This window comes from Lunatimonas sp. (genome assembly GCF_020832325.1).
In the GTDB taxonomy this organism is placed as follows: Bacteria; Bacteroidota; Bacteroidia; order Cytophagales; family Cyclobacteriaceae; genus Lunatimonas.
The window spans coordinates 62,199-80,571 of sequence record NZ_JAFIEU010000013.1; the positions used below are offsets into that span (position 1 = coordinate 62,199).

Annotated in this window: 15 protein-coding genes; 6 read left to right on the forward strand and 9 right to left on the reverse strand. The window is 47.7% G+C overall.

Annotated features, from left to right (window positions below; all coding sequences use genetic code 11):
- Positions 1 to 149 precede the first annotated feature (149 nt).
- Positions 150 to 1,256 carry an amidohydrolase family protein gene (locus tag JJU34_RS04500; RefSeq protein ID WP_228691130.1) on the reverse strand — a complete coding sequence of 369 codons (1,107 nt, stop codon included), beginning with the start codon at positions 1,254 to 1,256 and terminating at the stop codon, positions 150 to 152.
- A gap of 221 nt (positions 1,257 to 1,477) precedes the next feature.
- On the opposite strand from JJU34_RS04500, the gene JJU34_RS04505 reads away from it, so the two are divergent.
- Together JJU34_RS04505 and JJU34_RS04510 are read left to right on the forward strand one after the other, a co-directional pair.
- Positions 1,478 to 2,581, forward strand: coding sequence for a DUF5009 domain-containing protein (locus JJU34_RS04505; protein WP_228691131.1), 1,104 nt, complete (start codon positions 1,478 to 1,480; stop codon positions 2,579 to 2,581).
- Positions 2,582 to 2,684: 103 nt separating this feature from the next.
- Positions 2,685 to 4,094: a Gfo/Idh/MocA family oxidoreductase gene (locus JJU34_RS04510; RefSeq protein ID WP_228691132.1), complete on the forward strand. Its 1,410-nt coding sequence runs from the start codon at positions 2,685 to 2,687 to the stop codon at positions 4,092 to 4,094.
- Positions 4,095 to 4,160: 66 nt separating this feature from the next.
- Here JJU34_RS04510 and JJU34_RS04515 read toward each other — a convergent pair whose 3' ends face one another.
- Positions 4,161 to 5,015: a DUF1080 domain-containing protein gene (locus tag JJU34_RS04515; RefSeq protein WP_228691133.1), complete on the reverse strand. Its 855-nt coding sequence runs from the start codon at positions 5,013 to 5,015 to the stop codon at positions 4,161 to 4,163.
- 209 nt (positions 5,016 to 5,224) lie between these two features.
- Between JJU34_RS04515 and JJU34_RS04520 the strand changes: the two genes are divergently transcribed.
- From JJU34_RS04520 to JJU34_RS04530, 3 genes are all read left to right on the forward strand, one after another.
- Entirely contained in the window at positions 5,225 to 6,490 is a 1,266-nt protein-coding gene (locus JJU34_RS04520) for an ATP-binding protein (RefSeq protein WP_228691134.1), read from the forward strand.
- Positions 6,474 to 7,028, forward strand: a complete 555-nt coding sequence (locus JJU34_RS04525; RefSeq protein ID WP_228691135.1) for an RloB family protein — start codon at positions 6,474 to 6,476, stop codon at positions 7,026 to 7,028. The genes JJU34_RS04520 and JJU34_RS04525 overlap by 17 nt, the downstream gene beginning before the upstream one ends.
- A gap of 200 nt (positions 7,029 to 7,228) precedes the next feature.
- Positions 7,229 to 7,528, forward strand: a complete 300-nt coding sequence (locus tag JJU34_RS04530; RefSeq protein WP_228691136.1) for a hypothetical protein — start codon at positions 7,229 to 7,231, stop codon at positions 7,526 to 7,528.
- 480 nt (positions 7,529 to 8,008) lie between these two features.
- On the opposite strand, the gene JJU34_RS04535 is transcribed toward JJU34_RS04530, so the two are convergent.
- The 3 genes from JJU34_RS04535 to JJU34_RS04545 all read right to left on the reverse strand — a co-directional run bounded on the left by JJU34_RS04535 (position 8,009) and on the right by JJU34_RS04545 (position 10,067).
- Complete coding sequence (locus tag JJU34_RS04535) at positions 8,009 to 8,428, reverse strand: adenylyltransferase/cytidyltransferase family protein (RefSeq protein WP_228691137.1); 420 nt, start codon at positions 8,426 to 8,428, stop codon at positions 8,009 to 8,011.
- Positions 8,425 to 9,315, reverse strand: coding sequence for a LicD family protein (locus JJU34_RS04540; protein WP_228691138.1), 891 nt, complete (start codon positions 9,313 to 9,315; stop codon positions 8,425 to 8,427). The genes JJU34_RS04535 and JJU34_RS04540 overlap by 4 nt, the downstream gene beginning before the upstream one ends.
- A 65-nt stretch (positions 9,316 to 9,380) precedes the next feature.
- Positions 9,381 to 10,067, reverse strand: a complete 687-nt coding sequence (locus JJU34_RS04545; protein WP_228691139.1) for an alanine racemase — start codon at positions 10,065 to 10,067, stop codon at positions 9,381 to 9,383.
- A gap of 203 nt (positions 10,068 to 10,270) precedes the next feature.
- Between JJU34_RS04545 and JJU34_RS04550 the strand changes: the two genes are divergently transcribed.
- Positions 10,271 to 11,209, forward strand: a complete 939-nt coding sequence (locus JJU34_RS04550) for a cupin domain-containing protein (RefSeq protein WP_228691140.1) — start codon at positions 10,271 to 10,273, stop codon at positions 11,207 to 11,209.
- Positions 11,210 to 11,216: 7 nt separating this feature from the next.
- Here the strand turns inward: JJU34_RS04550 and JJU34_RS04555 are convergent, their stop codons facing one another.
- The 4 genes from JJU34_RS04555 to JJU34_RS04570 all read right to left on the reverse strand — a co-directional run bounded on the left by JJU34_RS04555 (position 11,217) and on the right by JJU34_RS04570 (position 18,274).
- A complete protein-coding gene (locus JJU34_RS04555) occupies positions 11,217 to 12,800 on the reverse strand; it encodes a family 20 glycosylhydrolase (RefSeq protein WP_228691141.1) in 1,584 nt (527 codons plus the stop codon).
- A 28-nt stretch (positions 12,801 to 12,828) separates the two neighbouring features.
- Positions 12,829 to 13,950: a PQQ-dependent sugar dehydrogenase gene (locus JJU34_RS04560; RefSeq protein ID WP_228691142.1), complete on the reverse strand. Its 1,122-nt coding sequence runs from the start codon at positions 13,948 to 13,950 to the stop codon at positions 12,829 to 12,831.
- Positions 13,951 to 14,229: 279 nt separating this feature from the next.
- Positions 14,230 to 16,692 (reverse strand): ligase-associated DNA damage response DEXH box helicase, encoded by a 2,463-nt coding sequence (locus tag JJU34_RS04565; RefSeq protein WP_228691143.1) that lies wholly within the window; start codon positions 16,690 to 16,692, stop codon positions 14,230 to 14,232.
- Positions 16,682 to 18,274, reverse strand: coding sequence for an ATP-dependent DNA ligase (locus JJU34_RS04570; RefSeq protein ID WP_228691144.1), 1,593 nt, complete (start codon positions 18,272 to 18,274; stop codon positions 16,682 to 16,684). The genes JJU34_RS04565 and JJU34_RS04570 overlap by 11 nt, the downstream gene beginning before the upstream one ends.
- Between the last annotated feature and the right edge of the window lie 99 nt (positions 18,275 to 18,373).

Consider the following 18,373-nt stretch of genomic DNA (forward strand, 5'->3'; position numbering starts at 1 on the left):
TAGTAGGTAGAGCTTCAGATATTGTTTACAAACTGGCATTTCGTGCTTCTTAGGAAAAAAGGTCCATGCTAAACTTGAAACTTAGCTCTTCGAAAGAGGTTCAATCATAAAAATCCTTGTCTGCGTTTAACCGAGAACTATAGCCGGGGTCAAAGCCCCAGCATTTTTTTGGCATTATCGTAGTACACTTTCTTCAATACCTCATCACCCAGTCCATAGCCGTTCATAGGCCAGTGGTATCCCGAGATCCCCCGGTCGTAAAAGTGCTCGTCCTCGGTTTCCATGATCCGAAAGGTGGTTAGGTACATGGACTCGTTTCTGCCCATGTCAGTGCCGTATAGTATACGGTCCGCATACCGACTGTAAAACTTGTTTACAGTACGGGGGATCGTGGCTGTCTCTGCATACCTTGCGCTGTTGTCCAAGTAGAGGTTCGGGTATTTGTCGAGCATGTTTCCGACGATGCTCAGGTCGTAGGAACAGTTACCGTAATGGCAGGCGATAAAGGTGGTCTTTGGGTTTTGTGCTACTGCATCTTCCAGGATTTCCAGCATGCCGGCATGGTCTACAATGCCTTCTTTGTCATCCAGTCTCCAGCGGAACGCATTCATCAGACCGTCGTTGGTTTCATCCATGGGGTGGTACATCCAAAGGGGTTCGGCGACGTGGATATTGATGGGGATGTTGAGCTCCGCGCATTTTTCCAATAAAGGCTTCATGCGGGTGTCATTGACGTGCATGCCGTAGGCTTTGGTAGGTCTGGAGTAAAACAATCCGGATCCCTTGTCGCCCAGTTCGCCTACGCCCACCGCTCCGGCGGCCACGCAGCGTTCCAGTTCTTTTACGGCTGCTGGACCAAATCCCGGCTCGTCGTAGCCCGTATAATCAAATCCACAAAACAACAAAAAGCGCCCTTCATGTCGCGCATATACCTGCATCAGGGAATCAAACCTAGGGCCTGTTTCATAAGTCAGCAGTACCGTTTTGTCGATGCCCACCCGGTCCATGGTTTCCACCCAAGCGTCCAACTCCTCCAAGGAGCGGGCATAGGTATGGGAATGCATGTCTATAACCGGAAATTTTGCTTTGCTGATGGATGTTTGCTGGTTTTTGTACAGGGATACGGGCTTATGATCTTTAAGCAGCAGTTGGTTCACGTCAGCCTCCTGGGTGCCGGTGGTTTCGGTAGCTTGATCAGTTGCCAAAGGATTACAGGCGATCGCAAGCGATGCGAAAAGAAGTAATAGGTATCGCATAGGTATTTTTTTATGAATATACCAGTTTGATCCGAATTTCGTATGGGCATACCTAGATTTGCTGATTAATTTGTGCTGAGTGGTCGGTTTTTCGCCATTCCAAGCAAAGTTGTTTGGGCGTTTGTCGGGAACTACTATATTTGGAGGTTGACCTTTCTTCGGATTAGTCAATTTGCTTGATCTAAACCTAGTTTTATAGCGACTAACGATTTACCCTCCACATGTCTACACCAAACCTCACAGGCCAACAGCGGTTGGTTTCATTGGATGCCTATAGAGGTATCACCATGTTTTTGCTCATTGCAGAGAGTGCGCTCCTGTACCGTCACCTGATCGGCATGTTTCCGGAAGACTCCTTCGGACACAGCCTGATGATCCAGTTTACCCATCATCCCTGGAACGGCTTGCGGTTTTGGGATTTGATTCAGCCGTTCTTTATGTTTATCGTGGGGGTGGCGATGCCTTTTTCGCTCAACAAGCGCCTAAGTGCAGGAGGTGACAACTCAAAGGTCACACGGCACATCCTGAAGCGCTGCTTTTTGCTGTTTTTGTTTGGTACTGGACTGCATTGTGTATACAGTCAAAAGTTGGTGTTTGAGCTTTGGAATGTATTGACACAGCTTTCCTTTACCATCCTCCTTACCTATTTCCTACTTCGTCAGCCTTGGAAAGTTCAATTGAGCGTGTCAGTAGGACTGCTGATCCTCACCGAGGTGATGTACCGTCTTTACAATCCCGAGGCACCTTTCGTTAAGGGAGAAAATTTCGGGAGTTACACCGATATGCTGCTGATGGGTAAAATCAACGGCGGCGGCTGGGTAGCCATCAACTGCATACCTACTGCCGTGCACACGCTTTGGGGAGCCATGTGCGGAAACCTGCTTTTGGGTAGCAAAAGTGACTTGGATAAGGTCAAGGTATTTGTCCTAGCCGGTGTGGTCGGTTTGGTCATCGGCTACGGTCTGGATTGGACCGCGGTCACGCCGATCATCAAGCGAATCAGTACCACTTCTTTTGTGCTGGCCTCTGGAGGCTGGGCTTTGCTTGCCCTGGCGTTGTTTTACTGGCTGGTGGATATGCGCAAGGTGCAATCTTGGACCCGAGGGTTTATCATCGTTGGTATGAATCCGATTTTCATCTACCTTTTTGCCAACATTTTGGGTTCTTGGCTCTTTGGTTTTGTGGGGATCTTTAACTTTGGCGTATTGGAAGCCGTGGGTATTCCGGAGAATTTTCAGAAGTTGATTAACTCCCTGCTGACGCTAGGTGCCATGTGGTACTTATGTTATTTTCTATACAGAAAGAAAATATTCTTCAAGATATAAGTACTGTTCATGTAATAAATGGAAGGGGATTTACCGTTTTGTTTTACCTTCCGGACCAATGATCAAAAATAACCCGAATAGCATACATATTATACCATCGATTATGAGCAACAAAAGAAGAGATTTTCTGAAAATATCCGGCTTGGCAGGAATGGGACTGGTGGGAGCTGGAATCACTGGCTTCACTCAGGAGCAGTTGGACCAGGTAAAGATTCAGAGTCTAAAGAAACACAATCAGCGATTTAACATGTCGGGCTTTGCCGCCCCCAAGCTGAGTACGGTCCGTGTAGGCGTGATAGGACTGGGCATGCGTGGACCCGGTGCTGTCAATCGCTTAAGCAAGATCGAGGGCGTAGAAATCAAAGCTCTTTGCGATCTACGTCCCGAAATGGTGGATAAGGTGGTAAAGAGTCTTGAGGGCACCCCACACCAGCCTGTGACCTACAGCGGTAGTTCTTACGCATGGAAGAAAATGGTGGATCGGGACGATCTGGACCTGATCTACATCGCTACGCCCTGGCAGTGGCATACCCCTATGGCCGTTTATGCGATGGAATCCGGTAAGCATGCGGCCACCGAAGTGCCAGCGGCCGTTACGCTGGAAGAGTGCTGGCAACTGGTGGAGACATCCGAGCGCACCAAGAAGCATTGCATGATGCTCGAAAACTGCTGTTATGACTTCTTTGAACTGATGACCCTGAGCATGGCTAGGGATGGCTATTTTGGCGAAATTATCCACGGCGAGGGTGCATACATCCACGATCTGATCGACCTCAATTTTCAAAAGGGCACCGGCTATCAGGAAATGTGGCGATTGATCGAAAACTTCAAGGATGGCAACCGCTATCCAACACACGGGTTGGGTCCTATCTGCCAGATCATGGACATCAATCGGGGTGATCAGATGGACTACCTGACATCGCTCTCTAGTAAGGACTTTATGATGCAGGCCCATGCCCAGAAACTGGCAGAGGAGGATTCCTATTACAACTCATTTGCCAATGAAAAGTACCGTGGTAATATGAACACCACCATGGTAAAGACCAAAAAGGGTCGGTCCATCATGATTCAGCACGATGTGACCTCTCCGCGTCCTTACTCCCGTATCCACTTGGTAAGTGGTACCAAAGCCATGGCACAAAAATGGCCCAAGGAGGGCGTTTCCGATGGACACGGTTGGCTGAAAGAAGAAGATATGAAGGCGCTACAGGAAAAATACACACCGGAGATCGTCCGTAAAGTTGGGGAGATGGCCAAGCAGATCGGCGGCCATGGAGGTATGGACTTTATGATGGATTGGCGCATGATCGACTGCCTGCGAAACGGCTTACCGTTGGATCAGGACGTATACGATGCGGCGCTGTGGTCTGCCATAACCCCGCTAAGCGAGTGGTCTGTCGCGAACAGATCCAACTCCATTGATGTGCCTGATTTTACCGCAGGTTCCTGGCAATCCAACAAGCCTGTGGACATCACCTTGGCAGGTGGCGGCACCACCGGTGTGCGGGTGTAGTCTGGAATACGCTCCATAAAATGGTTTTACCCGAGAAGTGAACGAATCAGCTTCTCGGGTATTTTTTTAGTAACCTTCTGCTTTTCGCAGGGCTTGTAATGCTTCTTCCAATCGGCCCTCTGCGTGGTAGCCGGAGAGGTCAAAAATCTCCACCCGTCGAAAATCAATGGGATGGCTCTCACTTTGCAGGGAAATATACCCCTTCGAGATCAGTTGGCCATCTTTTTTAATGTCGGGGTTGTGGTTGCTGACGTTGCCGCCGCCTATCTGAGGCTTGTGGTAGGTCAATACGGTATCCCCTTCCAAGATATGGTGGATGATGCTGTCACCCAGTACCAGGAAATCCGCAACAACCCATTGCTCCCCGTGGTAGGTTTTGGAACTGGAATTTAGGCAGTGAGGGGTAAAGAGTTCCCCGTCAATCACCACGTTGGTGCCGGGGGTGCAGAGGTTGGAGGTGGTTCGGTTGTTGGTACCGTCCCCTCCCAGCAGCTGCCCTTCTATGGAGATGGGGAAATCCTGGTCTTTGGTCATGGTTTCGGGCTTCTGCCCATGCAGCATTACGCCGGAGTTTCGCAGGGCCCATCCTTCGCCTCCGGGGGCTTGTTCGCCCACAAAGCGGTATTCCACACGGTACAGGTAGTACGAAAAGGGCTCGTCGTAGAATATGTGGCCGTATTGCCGGTCAAAGTCCTCGTACCCGTCGTAGCGCACTTTCATCAGGCCATCTTCCACACGAAAGGTATTGGCAAAATTCTCGTCGAGTTCGTGTTTGGCGATTTTGATCCGCCACTTTTCCATGTCTTTGCCATTAAAGAGCGTGCGCCAGCCGTCGGCCACGTTGATTTCCACTTGTTGGGTTTGTGGCCCCGAGCAGGAAATCCAGGCCAATGCGAAAAATACGATATAAAGTCTCGTCATTATTGTTTGATTTGGTTCTAGCGCAGAAAATTACGGAAAAATGGCCGATTTTAAACGGTTTGTAATGGGTAAAGTGGAGTGGAAAAGGTGTTGGCTTTGAAATGAGCTAGCACTTTACCTTAGTGCTTAACTTCGGGATTTGGTGGAATTGTTGCTATTTTATTTTTAATGGCTATATTCGTAAAAAACCTACAAATTGGAACTTTAAAATGGTACTTGAAATCAAGATCAGTAATTTCTTTTCCATCAAAGATGAGGTGTGTATTGATTTTCGTGCTGCCAACATCAAATCGGCCGCTGCACGTTCCTTAGAACATAATACCTTTTGGCACGAAAAGACACAGGTCCTGAAGACGCTAGTAATGTACGGCGCGAACGCCTCCGGCAAGAGCAATATTATTAAGACGATTCGTTTTTGTCATTCGATGGTGTTAAGTTCACACATGCACAATGAAAACTCGGTTTTTGGTTTTCGTCCTTTTAAGTTTGATGGACTAGACAGCCAACCGAGTAGTTATTCTATTCGATTTATTTCCAACAGAATTGAATATCTGTATACCTTTAGCCTGACAAACAATCAGGTTGTCACCGAAACACTGCATTTTTATCCGAAGGGTCGAATCAAGGAGATTTTTACCCGTGATGAATACAGGGGCAAGGCCAAAAGTGAGATTTATACGTTTGGTGACGTGATAAAAAGGCCGATGGATGTGGCTGAGAACACCTCTAACAAAACGCTTTACATTAGCCGGGCCAGTCAAATGGACAGGAAAATACCTAAAGAGATTTTCAATTATTTTCACAATACCTTTATTCTTCAGTACCTAGGTTTTGGAATTTCTGCAATCGAGAAATTAAGTAAAGAAAACAAGATCCAGCTTATTCAGGCACTTAAGATTGCAGATAGTGATATTGTAGACGTTAAAATCAAATTGCTAAAGCAGCCTGGTAAAAATATTAATGCCAATTTGGATACCCTGACCTTAACAGTTGAGGAAGTGGTACAGGAAAGCTTGCAGATCACTACCTACCATAGAAGAGACCCAAACAGAGGTTTCGATTTTCTTACTGAAGAGTCCCAGGGAACCATTAAATTATTCTTTATCATGTTGACAATTCTTGATATCGTCAAGAATAATAAAATATTATTGATTGATGAAATTGAAGAAAGTCTGCACCCCAAAATCATAGCGTATATATTTAATTTTTTTAGCGCGGGTGAGCAAGCCCAACTATTGTGCACCACACATAATACCAAGTTCCTGGATCTAAAAAGTTTGAGAAAGGACCAGATTTATTTTGTTAACAAACGGGAGGATAGTTCCACGGACCTCTACTCTTTGTATGACTACAGCGATTTTAGGGAGACCATGGATTTGGAAAAGGCTTATTTGCAGGGTCGTTTTGATGCGATTCCGTACATAGAGGATAATCCGGAAAATATCAAAGATCTACTGAATGAGCAAACGGCATAAACCTAAAGGAAAGAGGATAAAGCCGCAAATCTGGGTGTTTTGTGAAGGAAAGACCGAGCAAGCTTACGTGGCCCACCTCCGATCGAAGTATCGGGTACCAATCGAAATTGTGACCTGCGTTGCAGGTACAGGGATAAGTCAACAATTGATACAGCGACAAAAAAGAGGAAAGCCCAGTCACCCCAAGGATATGGATTTTTTGCTTTATGATGTGGATGTGGAGCATATTTTGGATAAAATTCAATCATTATCGGGTGTGACCCTCCTGCTTTCTAATCCAACCATAGAGCTGTGGTTTCTGCTGCATTATAAAAATCAAAAGACATCTATATCTTCTGCGGAATGCGTGCGTGAATTGAGCAATTTTCTCCACCATTCTTACAAAAAGGGGGTATTAGGTGTTTCGATGCGTAAAAAACTTGAAGAGGAATGCCATACGGCCTGTTCAAGGGCAAAAGAGTTGCCTGGTTTTTCTAACCCATCTTCGAACGTTTATTTGTTCATTGAATCGTTAGAGAACGCCAAACACCAGCCGTAAGATGGCCTACCGTCGCCCCTAATTGTTCATTCAATATGAATCAAGGCCTGAAAGAAGCAGGCTAAACTGAAATGAAATTTCAGTGACTCTTGCTTAACTTGCTCCATAGCGAAGGTTGGTAGGCAGGAAAAGTTTCGAAAGTGCAGGGATTTTCGGCCATTCAGCCTTGATAGTTAGGTTGAAAGAAAGCACAACTTGTCATGAATACGTCTCGAACCTCCTTTTTCCACCCATACGAACTGCAAAGCAATACCAGTGTGCTTACGCTGTCGGCGTACGTATTTTCCGGACTGATACGGATTTTCGAATGGCCATCCGCACTGTGGTATGGCGTGTTGGTACTACTTGCTTTGAATATCGTGTTGATTGGCAAGTTGATGTACGATCTGGGATCCAAGTATGAGGTTTCTCAAACAAGGGCCAAGGTTTGGGCTGAGGTTCGGCTATTGATTAACCTGGCACTGGTGTTTGTGGCGGTCTACCATATGAGGTTGGGCTAGTAAATAGTGCGGGTTATCTAGGGGCCTGATCGTAGTAAGTTGAGAGTTTTTTTAGAAACGATTATGAGGCTAAATTATTTATCATTTCTCATCCCACTCTGGGTAGTGGGGATTTTGATCTACGTGTATGTAAGCCCGGGGGAATACAAGCTAGTTCCCATCCTGGCCGTATTGTTTATGGGTGCCGGATTTTGGTATGCCTTGGTTAGGTTTTTGCGATCAAACACCACCGAGCATCTACCTTAAAAGCCCCTGGATATATCAGATTTTGAAAGAAAGGTGAAAATTGCCAAGCCGCTTAGGATAGTGGGGATGTCGTTTTTGATTCTCCAACTGCTGATTTGGCTTGAGGTATTTCGGTTTAGGTATGATGAATATCTCAGTCTCGTCGTCATTGTTTTTTTGTTGGCCTATATTTTCGCGTTGGTAATTTTTGGAAGGCGGCAAGTGAATCTGTAGGAGAGCGTCCGTTGGCCCACATTATTCCGAGGAAAGCAGCGTCTTTACCCGCTGAATAAGCTGGGTGGTGGAGACCTCTGAGCTGTAGGGTATAATACGGATGCGTTCGGAGGAGATGTTTCGGTATTCGAAGGCTTTGGTGTTCCGTTCACGCTCGTCCGAGTACCCATAGGCGAAAAGATCAAAACCTTGTTCATCCAAGAAGGCATCACTCACCTCCCTAGGTCCATCTATGCGTACCTCATCTACATACCGGCATGCAGCTAACACGGTCATCCGTTCCTGCTGGGTCATGATGGGCTTGCGTTTAGCTTTTTGTACCCGCTCGTCGGATACCACGTGCACCACGAGTCGGTCTCCGAGGTCGCGGGCTTTTTTCAGAAAGGCCACATGGCCGGGGTGAAATAGGTCAGCGACCATTTTGGCATAGACAGTGATCATGGCAGGAGAGGGGTTAGTCGTTTGCGAAGGCTGGTCCAGAAAGGGTCCTGTGGGTACTTGTGTACAAACAGGTCCAAGAAGTGCGCAATTTTGAGGGCATTTCCTTCTAGTAGCTGGGCGCAAAAAGAACGCTTGGCGTAAAATCGGATAATGGATGTATGATAATCGGTCAATTTAGAATGGAAAATATGGCTGTAGATAGGCTGGGGATTCTGCCAGTCTCCATAATTTTCCGTCAAAAAGGCTTCCGGTGGGTCCGGAACATAGACGGTGACTTGCTTAAACTGTACGGACTTTAGCGAAAATGGCTTTCGGTGGCGTTTTAGCGAGTGCCCCATCAGTCTCCCGTAGGTTATGCGGTAGCCATTTTCCATCTCAAGAAAGACCATTTCGATTAGCGGGGAGTCGCCGTATGCACATTTTAATTTGTAGGGAGGGCTATCGCTAAAATCCTCGACGATTCGAAACCCTGCTCGTTGCAAGGTTTGCTTAAGTTGGTCGATTTCTACCTCCTCTTTAAAAAGCCCTATATCGATGTCCCGGTCCCATTGGATAAATCCGTTTTCCCGTACGTAACCTAGAAGCGTGCCAAATGCCAGAAAGGGTCGTATTTGCAACGGTCCGATAGCTTCAAAAAACCGATGAAACACTTCGTCAAAAGAGATCGTCTTTGCCTTGGTTCGCGCTTGTTTTGGAACATCTACCGGGAAAGATTTAAACGGTTTTGTTCTCACTGACAGAAACCTGTCTATCCACTGCTCCAAAAGTCGCTCTGCAAATACCTCTTTGCCGGATAGAAACAACACCTCCAGCATAAACATACTCACAAACTGGCTCCATTTCTTTGTGGTAATCAATACCGTTTTTTTCAATAGTATGCTAGGCATTACCGGAATGACCATTGCGTAAGTCTTCCTTATTAGGTTATAGAGATGGTTTTTTGAGCTAGCCATTACTTGCATCCATCAAACACCAACGATCCGATCCGAAGATGCGTTGAACCCTGCGCAATAGCTTCTTTGTAGTCCTTGGAGAAACCCATCTGACATCCCGGCAAAGCCAGTTGATCTGCCAGTTTCCTCAGTGCTTTAAAGTAGCTTTTGGGCTCTTGAAGCTTGGGAGGAATGCCCATCAGACCATCGATCTGCAATCCCTTTGACGTCGCATAGTTCAAAACCTCCCTGGCCCGATCAGGCGAAACGCCGTTTTTCTGAGGTTCTGCACCGATATTTACCTGTAGAAAAAAGGACTTTGTATCAAATTCGTTGTTTGTATTTCTGTATTTAACCAAATGGTCTATCTCCCGCTTAGAAGCCACGGACTCTACATGGTCGAAATGGGTGACGACCTGCTTTATCTTGTTGGTCTGAAGTTTTCCAAAGTATTGCCTTCGTATCTCGGGATAGTGTTGGTAGAGGTTTTGAAGTTTTTTTGCTCCTTCCTGCACGTATTTTTCGCCGAAGCGCTGATGCCCCAGTTCCGCCAGCACGAGGAGGTCTTCTAGAGGCCGTCCATTGCAGGCGATGCAAATCGAACCACCACGTTCCAAAAACCGTTGGATACCGGGACTTTCGACAAATCGCACATAATTTTCTTTCAACACTGCTTCCGGTCGGGGCAGGGATTGTAAGTAAGCCATTGGTTTGCGGTCATTTTTTTAAGCTGTTAACGATCAAAAAGCTCCGTATTTCAGGTAAATAGGATGTTGCAGAACCTATTTCTTGGAAATTTAAGCAATTCTTTTTTTATTCAAAAACTCAATGGAGCCTTTTGAGTCCCTGCATTTGATCCATGTTTCTTGCCTATGGTGTCTATTGCGGTTTGTTTTACCCAGCATTGTGTATGATATTCAAGCAGATTGTTCTTCTAGTATTCCTGATTGGCCACTCGGCACTATCTTCCTTTGCACAGGAGGAGCAAATTAAGATTGCTCATCTAAGCAGGGATGGATACACCGGCTTAGAAGCGATTCAACGGACCTTTCGCGAGCGAAACCCCGGATACGATCTGCATTACGTAGATCAGTCGGATGTGTTGGTGTCAAATACGCTTACGCAAGTAGTCTTTGTGCAGGAGGGTGGAGGCACGGCAGTAATCGCCGGACCGGGAGGCTCTGAACGATCGAGCAAGGTGTCGGTGGGGGATATTGTCCTGTTGCAAAATGGGGAAATCATGCGATCGGATAGCCTCTTGAGCATGCTGGTATTTACCATTCCGGAAAAGCCAGCGGAGTACATTCCTTCCTTTGTCCGCCCTGACTGGGATCCAAATATCACCGATGAACCTGGCGGATGCGCCACGGAAACCAATGCGTATCGGCGAATTCTACTTACCTGGAAAAAAGAAGTGGGCGAGTATGTGTACCATGCCATCAATGCCCATCGGGTCCGAATCATGGATTCTTTCAGCCATTACCACCCTGTGGATATAGGTTTTGATGAGTTTTACCTCGTGCAAATGGTACTCCCCGGGGCCAAACTTATCACGTCTGAAAAGGTACACCTGCTTTCCCAACCCGATAAAATCACCATGGAACAGACCAAGGACCTATTCAAAGAATACTCCTTGGAAGTGGGTGATTTGGTTTATTTACCCCGTGGGGTCATGCACCGCGGTTTCGGCGGGGTATTGGCGCAGGTGATTACGGTGCCAGGCTTTATACCGGGTTCTGAATATGGGGTGGATCACCTTATCCGACAGATTAATGAACGTTTTAATTTACGAGGTGCCGACGCACTGCCTTTTAATCGGCAAGCATCGGCCTTTCAGGTAATCAAGTAGGGAAATTTCACGGCCTATACACCGGCTCGGGATGGTATTCCGGTTGTCTTGGATGGTAAAAATAAATGCCATCCTGCTCATAACGAGGTAAATGACTATCCAAGCGAAGCATGAAATTATCGTATTTTTTTAACAATTCCGGTGTCCAAGCGGCCTCCGCCAGTGCAGCGATTCGTGGAAATAGTAAGAAGTCGATCCGCTGACTAGTATGTACAGTTTCTGTCCATAAGTTTGCCTGTAGACCAAGTATGAGGTCTTTGGGGAGACCTGCTGATATGGATAAATCATCCACGGAGAATTCGTAAGCCGCCCTCAGTGGCGCAAAAGCACCGGCCCATTTTCTACCAAACTGATGGAATTCTTCCTGTACAAAATCTAAATAATAGGGGATACGGGGACAGATCACGGTAGCATAGCCGTTTTTTAGCGCCAGCTCCAATTGTTCGGGTTTATCGTGCCGCCACCAGAAGATGATACTCTGTGTTTTGGATAAGGTGGCATCTGCCATTTCGTCCCAGGCCAGCACCTTACTTCCCATGTTCAGGACAGAATCTGCCATTCGCTGTATAAAATAATCCTCTACAGCTTTAAGGTCTGCTAGCCCCTCCCGTTGCATTAGACGCGTTACATAGGGGTCAGTCGCCCACTTTTCATTTCCGAAAGAAACCTCGTCTCCGCCCAAGTGAATCATACCAGAGGGAAACAGCGTATTTACTTCCTGCAACACCTCCGTTAAATAGGCATATGTACCCTCTTTTCCGGGATGGAAGGTGAACTCTGGATAGCGTGCTGACCCACCTCCGCTAAATTCGGGATACGCCCGATTGGCCGCGGTAGCGTGCCCGGGCATGTCAATTTCCGGAATCACGGTGATTTTTCGTTCTGCGGCGTAGCGAACGATATCTTTTATATCTTCCTGGGTGTAAAATGCGCTGGGCTTATTTGGGTCGTGGTGATCTCCAATACCCCCAACCAGCGCCAATTTGGGGTATTTTTTTATCTCAATTCGCCATCCTGGACTATCGGTCAGGTGCCAATGAAGGCGGTTTAGCTTGTAATAGGACATGTAGTCCAAGATCTGCTTTACTTTTTTCACGCCGAAGAAAAACCGGGATTCGTCCAGCATCAATCCCCGCCAACCGTAGCCGGCACGGTCTTCGATCTGCCAGGAAGGGATGACCGCCACCTGCTTATCTCCCATGTAACTTTCGGCCAACTGAATAAGAGAAACCAAGCCATGGTGTACCTGATCGGTACCCGCCCCAATAAGCCGAATCAGCCCCGGAGTGATCGATAATCGGTACGCATCCCTCAACTCTGAATCCAGCTCCAATTCGATTCGTGAAGCGGTTCCAAACCGGGTAATCACGGGTATGCCCGTTCTCCTAAACAGTTCCTGACGGAAGTAGGCAGCCTCTGATGCCAGCTCGTTCGGAAAACGAATGGCTACCTCCCGGTCAAGCAGGAAGTTGCCATCGTTTAGTGAGAAATCTGCGGGAAGCGGAATTATGGGAGGCTCCTGTTGGGCTTCAATAGGGGATCCCGCCCATAAAGTCATGAAAAAAAGCAAAAGCAGTGCAATTCGCTTCACGGGTAATTTTTTGATGTGTGAAATCGGCTTATTCGTTAGGTACAATCTTCACGATGCCCTTGCCTTCGATACCGGCGTAAATGTAGCCATCGGGCCCCATTACCACATTTCGCACGCGGCCCATGCCGTCAATGACGCGTTCCCGCTTCACTACCTGGCCGCCATTTAGGGTAAGCTTTTCGAGGTAGGCAAAGCTAAGTGAACCTACCAGCAAGTCTCCTTTCCATTGGGGGTAACGGTCGCTGGTAACCACGGCAAACCCGCTTGGTGCAATGGACGGAACCCAGTAATAGAGGGGCTGCTCCATTCCTTGCTCATGGGTTTTTTCCGTCAATATGGTACCATTGTAGTTGATGCCGTAGGAAATTACAGGCCATCCGTAATTGGCTCCTTTCTTGATCACGTTGATTTCGTCGCCGCCGCGCGGACCGTGCTCATGTACCCACACGTCGCCTGTCTCAGGATGAATGATCATCCCCTGCGGGTTTCGGTGTCCGTAGGAGTATACGGCCGTTTTCGCACCGGAGGTACCCACGAAAGGATTGTCGGCAGGAACTCGTCCGTCTTCATGTAGACGGTAGATTTTGCCGCCATCCCGCTTGATATCCTGGGGATTATTGGGGTGGTCTCCTCGGTCCCCAATGGAAAAGTAGATATGACCTTTTCCGTCAAAAACGATTCGGGATCCATAATGGTGCCCCGCACTACTGTTTGGACTTCCTTTATACAGCACCTGCACGTCGGTCAATCGGTCGCCGCTTATCTTAGCTCTGCCAATTGCAGTATGGGCTCCGTCGCCAGATCCCTCTTCCGAAGAGTAGGAGAAATAGATCCACCCGTTCTGTGCATACTCTGGATGCGCAATGACATCCAATAAACCACCTTGACCGGCGGCTTTTACTGCGGGGACTCCTTTGAGCTCGGTTCTTTTACCGTCTTTTACATGAATCATTTCGCCGCTGCGCTCGGTAACCAGCATGCTTCCATCCGGCAAGAAAGCCAGTCCCCAAGGGACGGAAAGGTTATCCACAACGGTTTCAACGGTAAATTTGTCCCAAGTTAGGTCGGTTACTTCTGGACCATTGGGGGGTGTTTGGGCCAAGCACGCTTGGCTGATAATCCAAGTAAAAACGAATAGGTATTTTTTCATCTGTTTATTTTTTGTTTTTCAAAGGTCAGATGGAATCTCGCAATTATATCGTCCCACTGTGTGTCGCTTGCGTCATGCTCGATTTCATGTGTCTATAATTAATTCTAAAGGATTAGACCTTACTGTTGCTAAGCGGGTCGTACTGCCTCCGAAGCAAGTGCTGGCGCTTGGCTGCTTCTGGTAGGATTGATTTTACTAGCATGTAGCAACGTTTTTGTTGGCCTTCAATAAATTTAAAGAGTGGAAGGTAACTATTTTTCCCGGGCAATCCCAAGGCTTTTACGGGTATGGTCCATCTTCCAGACTGGCCTGCATTTTCCGTACACGATCTTCGATGGTTTCGGAACTGAGCGATGCTCGTAGTCGGTCCACCATGATGGGAAAGGAAAAGGGAGTCCACTTTACAGGACTCTTTAATACGATCTTTTGCCGGTTAATTTCCTGTATAGCATGTAAGATATTATCCTTTTCCATTTGCATGTCCAATACTTCACGATGCGCTTGCTTTAGCAGTAGGTTTCCGGGCTCGTATTCGTCAAAGACACCGTATAATATGCCGGAGTTAGCTTGTAGGTGTTTAAAGGCAACGGGTTTACCGGGAAACCCCTGAAAAACCAATCCTGCGATGGTGGCTATGTCCCGAAATTTGCGCTTGGCCATCTCACTTTCGTTGATGCTGGCTAGGAGGTCATCCTCTAGATTTTCTTCCGTAAACAGGTTTTCTTCCAGTACATCCGCTATAGGTATGGGACTATCTGAAAGCAGTTCGAATCCATAGTCGTTCATGGCTAAGCTAAAACTCAAAGGATAGCTGACAGAAATCCGGTAAGCCACCAATGCAGCCAACACTTCATGGACCATTCTCCCTTCAAAGGGGAAGAAAAACACGTGGTGTCCCTCGTTGGTATGATATTGCTCGATCAGCAACGTCTGAGCGTCAGGAATCAGCGATAGGCGCTGCTGAAGTTCCAGTAAAGGTGTCAAATAAGCTACTTCCTCAGACCGGTAGTCCTTATGGGCTGCAGCCTCCAGGATTTCCCGCATCTTGGCAGAAAGTTTGGATGTCAGCGAGATTCTGCCTCCCATGTAAGAGGGGACTAGGTTGCTTTTCCGCTTGGATAGTTGCACGATTGCACTTAGGTCCCTAAGGCGCAAAAACTCTAGGTTTCTGCCCGAAAAGAAAAAGCGGTCTCCCTGTTTCAGTTTTGAGATGAAGTATTCTTCCACCATGCCCAGGTAGGTTCCGTTTTTAAATTTGATTTTATACATGGGGTCACTCACGATGGTTCCCATGGACAGCCGGTGCCTCATGGCGGTTTTCTTATCTTTTATCACATGTTTATTGTCTGTTTCAACAGTCACCTTGGCGAATTCTTCGTACTCACCCAGCGATTCGCCTCCTTTAGTGATAAAAGTCAATACCCAATGAAACTCTTCCTGTGTCAGCTTTTGAAACGAGTAAGCTGCCCTAAGTACGGGAAACAGTTTTTCCGGATAAAAACCGTCCCCCACTGAGAGGGTCACCAGAAACTGGATAAGCACATCTATGGTATGGGTAGGGCAGTGGATATGTTCCATATCGCCAGTATCCATGGCCAACCGCAGGGCGGAGGCTTCGATAAGTTCCAGCGCATTGGTGGGTAAAAAATAGATGATGCTCGATTGACCAGGTTGATGTCCAGACCTTCCGGCTCGTTGCATAAAACGGGCGACTCCTTTTGGGCTACCAACTTGGATTACTGCGTCTACTGGTCGAAAGTCAACCCCTAAATCCAGAGAAGAAGTACAGACTACCAGCTTGAGTTTTCCCCCATGCAGGGATTCCTCTACCCAGCTTCGTACAGACTGATCTAAAGATCCGTGATGTATGGCTACCCAACCCGCCCAATCCGGTCTGACAACCATCAGCTGCTGGTACCAGAGCTCTGCCTGCGCCCGGGTGTTAGTAAAGAGGAGCAGCGAGCGATGCTTTTCGATGATGGGGATTATTTTCTCGATCAACCGTATACCGAGGTGTCCCGACCAGGGGTATTTTTCGAGTTCATCTGGGTAGATGGTGTGCAGTTGGATATGTTTTTCCACCTTTGCACGGATTACATGAACCGGCAGTTGATCGCCCAAGAGCACGCGGCAGGATGCTTCCATGTTTCCAATGGTTGCGGAAATTCCCCATACTTGCAAGGTCGGGCTGCAAAGCTGCCTGATATACGCCAGAGCAAGTTGAACCTGTACGCCGCGTTTATTGCCCAAGAGCTCATGCCATTCGTCTATCACGATGGCCTTTAGATCTTCAAACAACCGGCTGTGTTCTTTTTGAGAGAGTAAAATGTGCAATGTCTCGGGTGTAGTAACCAGACACTCGGGTGGGTTTCTTAACTGGTTTTTTCGGACTTTTTGATCCGTGTCTCCATTTCGGACTTCTACCCGCCATGGAATACCCATCTCTAGGCAGGCTTCCTGCATGGCGCGCTGCAGGTCCTGTGCCAAAGCCCTCAAGGGTGTGATCCAGATGATCTGAATGCCGTTTTTGCGGGGTTTGGACCACTCCTCCGGATGATTTTGGAGATACTGCAATAAGGCAGGCATCCACAGGGCAAAGGTTTTTCCGCTGCCCGTTGGTGCATTTAGCAAGCCGCTCTTGCCTTTCAAGTAGTCCTTCCACGTTTCCAATTGGAATGGAAAAGGTTTCCACCCCTTGGCTTCAAACCAGCGGATCGCGGGGCTTAGGGATTTATTTTCCATATTGATTTAAAAGGAGCTGCAGGTCGGCAAGCGTGTTTGCGTCTTGGGGTTTTTTATCGCGACGCCAACGAAGAATGCGCGGAAAGCGGAGCGCTATGCCGGATTTGTGGCGAGGGCTCTCCTGTATGCCCTCAAAGGCAATCTCAAAAACCAGTTCCGGTCTGACAGTCCGCACCGGACCAAACCGCTCCTTGGTATGTTGTTTGACAAATCGATCCACTTGGGCCATTTCTACATCCGTCAGTCCAGAATAGGCTTTAGCAAAAGGTACCAGCAGTTCACCATCCCAGACGGCCAAGGTGTAATCCGAGTACAGGTCTGCCCGTCGTCCATGTCCTTTTTGCGCATACAGCAATACCCCGTCAACGGTTAACGGATCAACTTTCCACTTCCACCAATTTCCCCGTTTTCTTCCGGTTTCGTAGGCGGCACTTTTACGCTTAAGCATCAGCCCTTCGGCTTTTTTGTCCCGGGATAGCTCTCTCAGCCGAGCCAGGTTCTTCCAGTTACCCGCTGGTATTTCCTCCGAGAGTCGGAGGGATGGGTGATCGGTACATTGCACCAATGCTTCCAGCGTCCGCCTTCGTTCTGCCAACGGATCGCTTCGCTGGTCGTGTCCCTGCCATTCCAGGAGATCGTATGCCACGAATACAATAGGAGCACTTTCCTTGACCTTTTTGGAGACAGTTTTTCTTCCTATTCTGGTTTGCAAAACCGCAAAGGGCAGAGGGCCTGATGGGCCATAGGGAAGCAGTTCCCCGTCCAGTACGGTGCCATTCGGCAAGGCCTCCGCCATTAGAGCAAGTTCCGGAAAGGTATCCGTGATCAGTTCTTCCCCTCTGGACCAAAGGTAGGTTTGTTTATTTCTCCGAATCAACTGGCCCCGGATGCCATCCCATTTCCATTCAGCCAGCCAGTCAGATTCTTCGCCTAAATCCTTCACGTCGAAATCGATGGCATGGGCAAGGCAAAACGGGTAGGGCCGAGACAGGTCATCTGCTACGTTTCTGGATAGAATTAGTTCTGAAAAGGACACTTTTACGGGGTCCCAGCTTCCCATAATGCGGTGACTAACCTCGGACTTTTCCATCTGAAAAGCATCAGCTATCGCTTGGGTGACTAAGTTCTGACTGACTCCCACCCGGAAACCGCCAGTAATTAGCTTGGTGAACACAAAACGTTCCTCTTTGGAAAGTGAGGACCAGGCCTGAATGATCAGTGGCTTTCGGTCTTCTTCGGGCATTTCACCTAGGGAAATTAGCAGTTGAATCCATTCGGTCAGGGACTTTTTGGATGGTTGACTGGCAGGAGGCAATAGTAAGGCAATGGTCTCTGCCAAATCTCCCACAGTATGGTAACATTCATCAAATAGCCATTCAGGTATCTGCGCAACCTCCTGGCACCACTGCCTGAGTTGGGAAGTAATAACCGTCCGCTTGGGGCGTCTGTGAGAAAACAACGCTAGTGTCCAGATTTTATCGTCATCCGGCGCTTCCAAAAAGTAATTTTTTAAATATTCCAGCTTATCTTTGGTCTTGTTGGATTGGTCTAACTTGGAAAATAACTCGGAAAACTGCTTCATACCGCTCTGTGACTTATGGGATCATTCAATGATATTCGTCAGGTTAGGAATTAATTGCCGCGCTCAACGTGTTAATGGGGTAACAACAAAGCGTTAAAT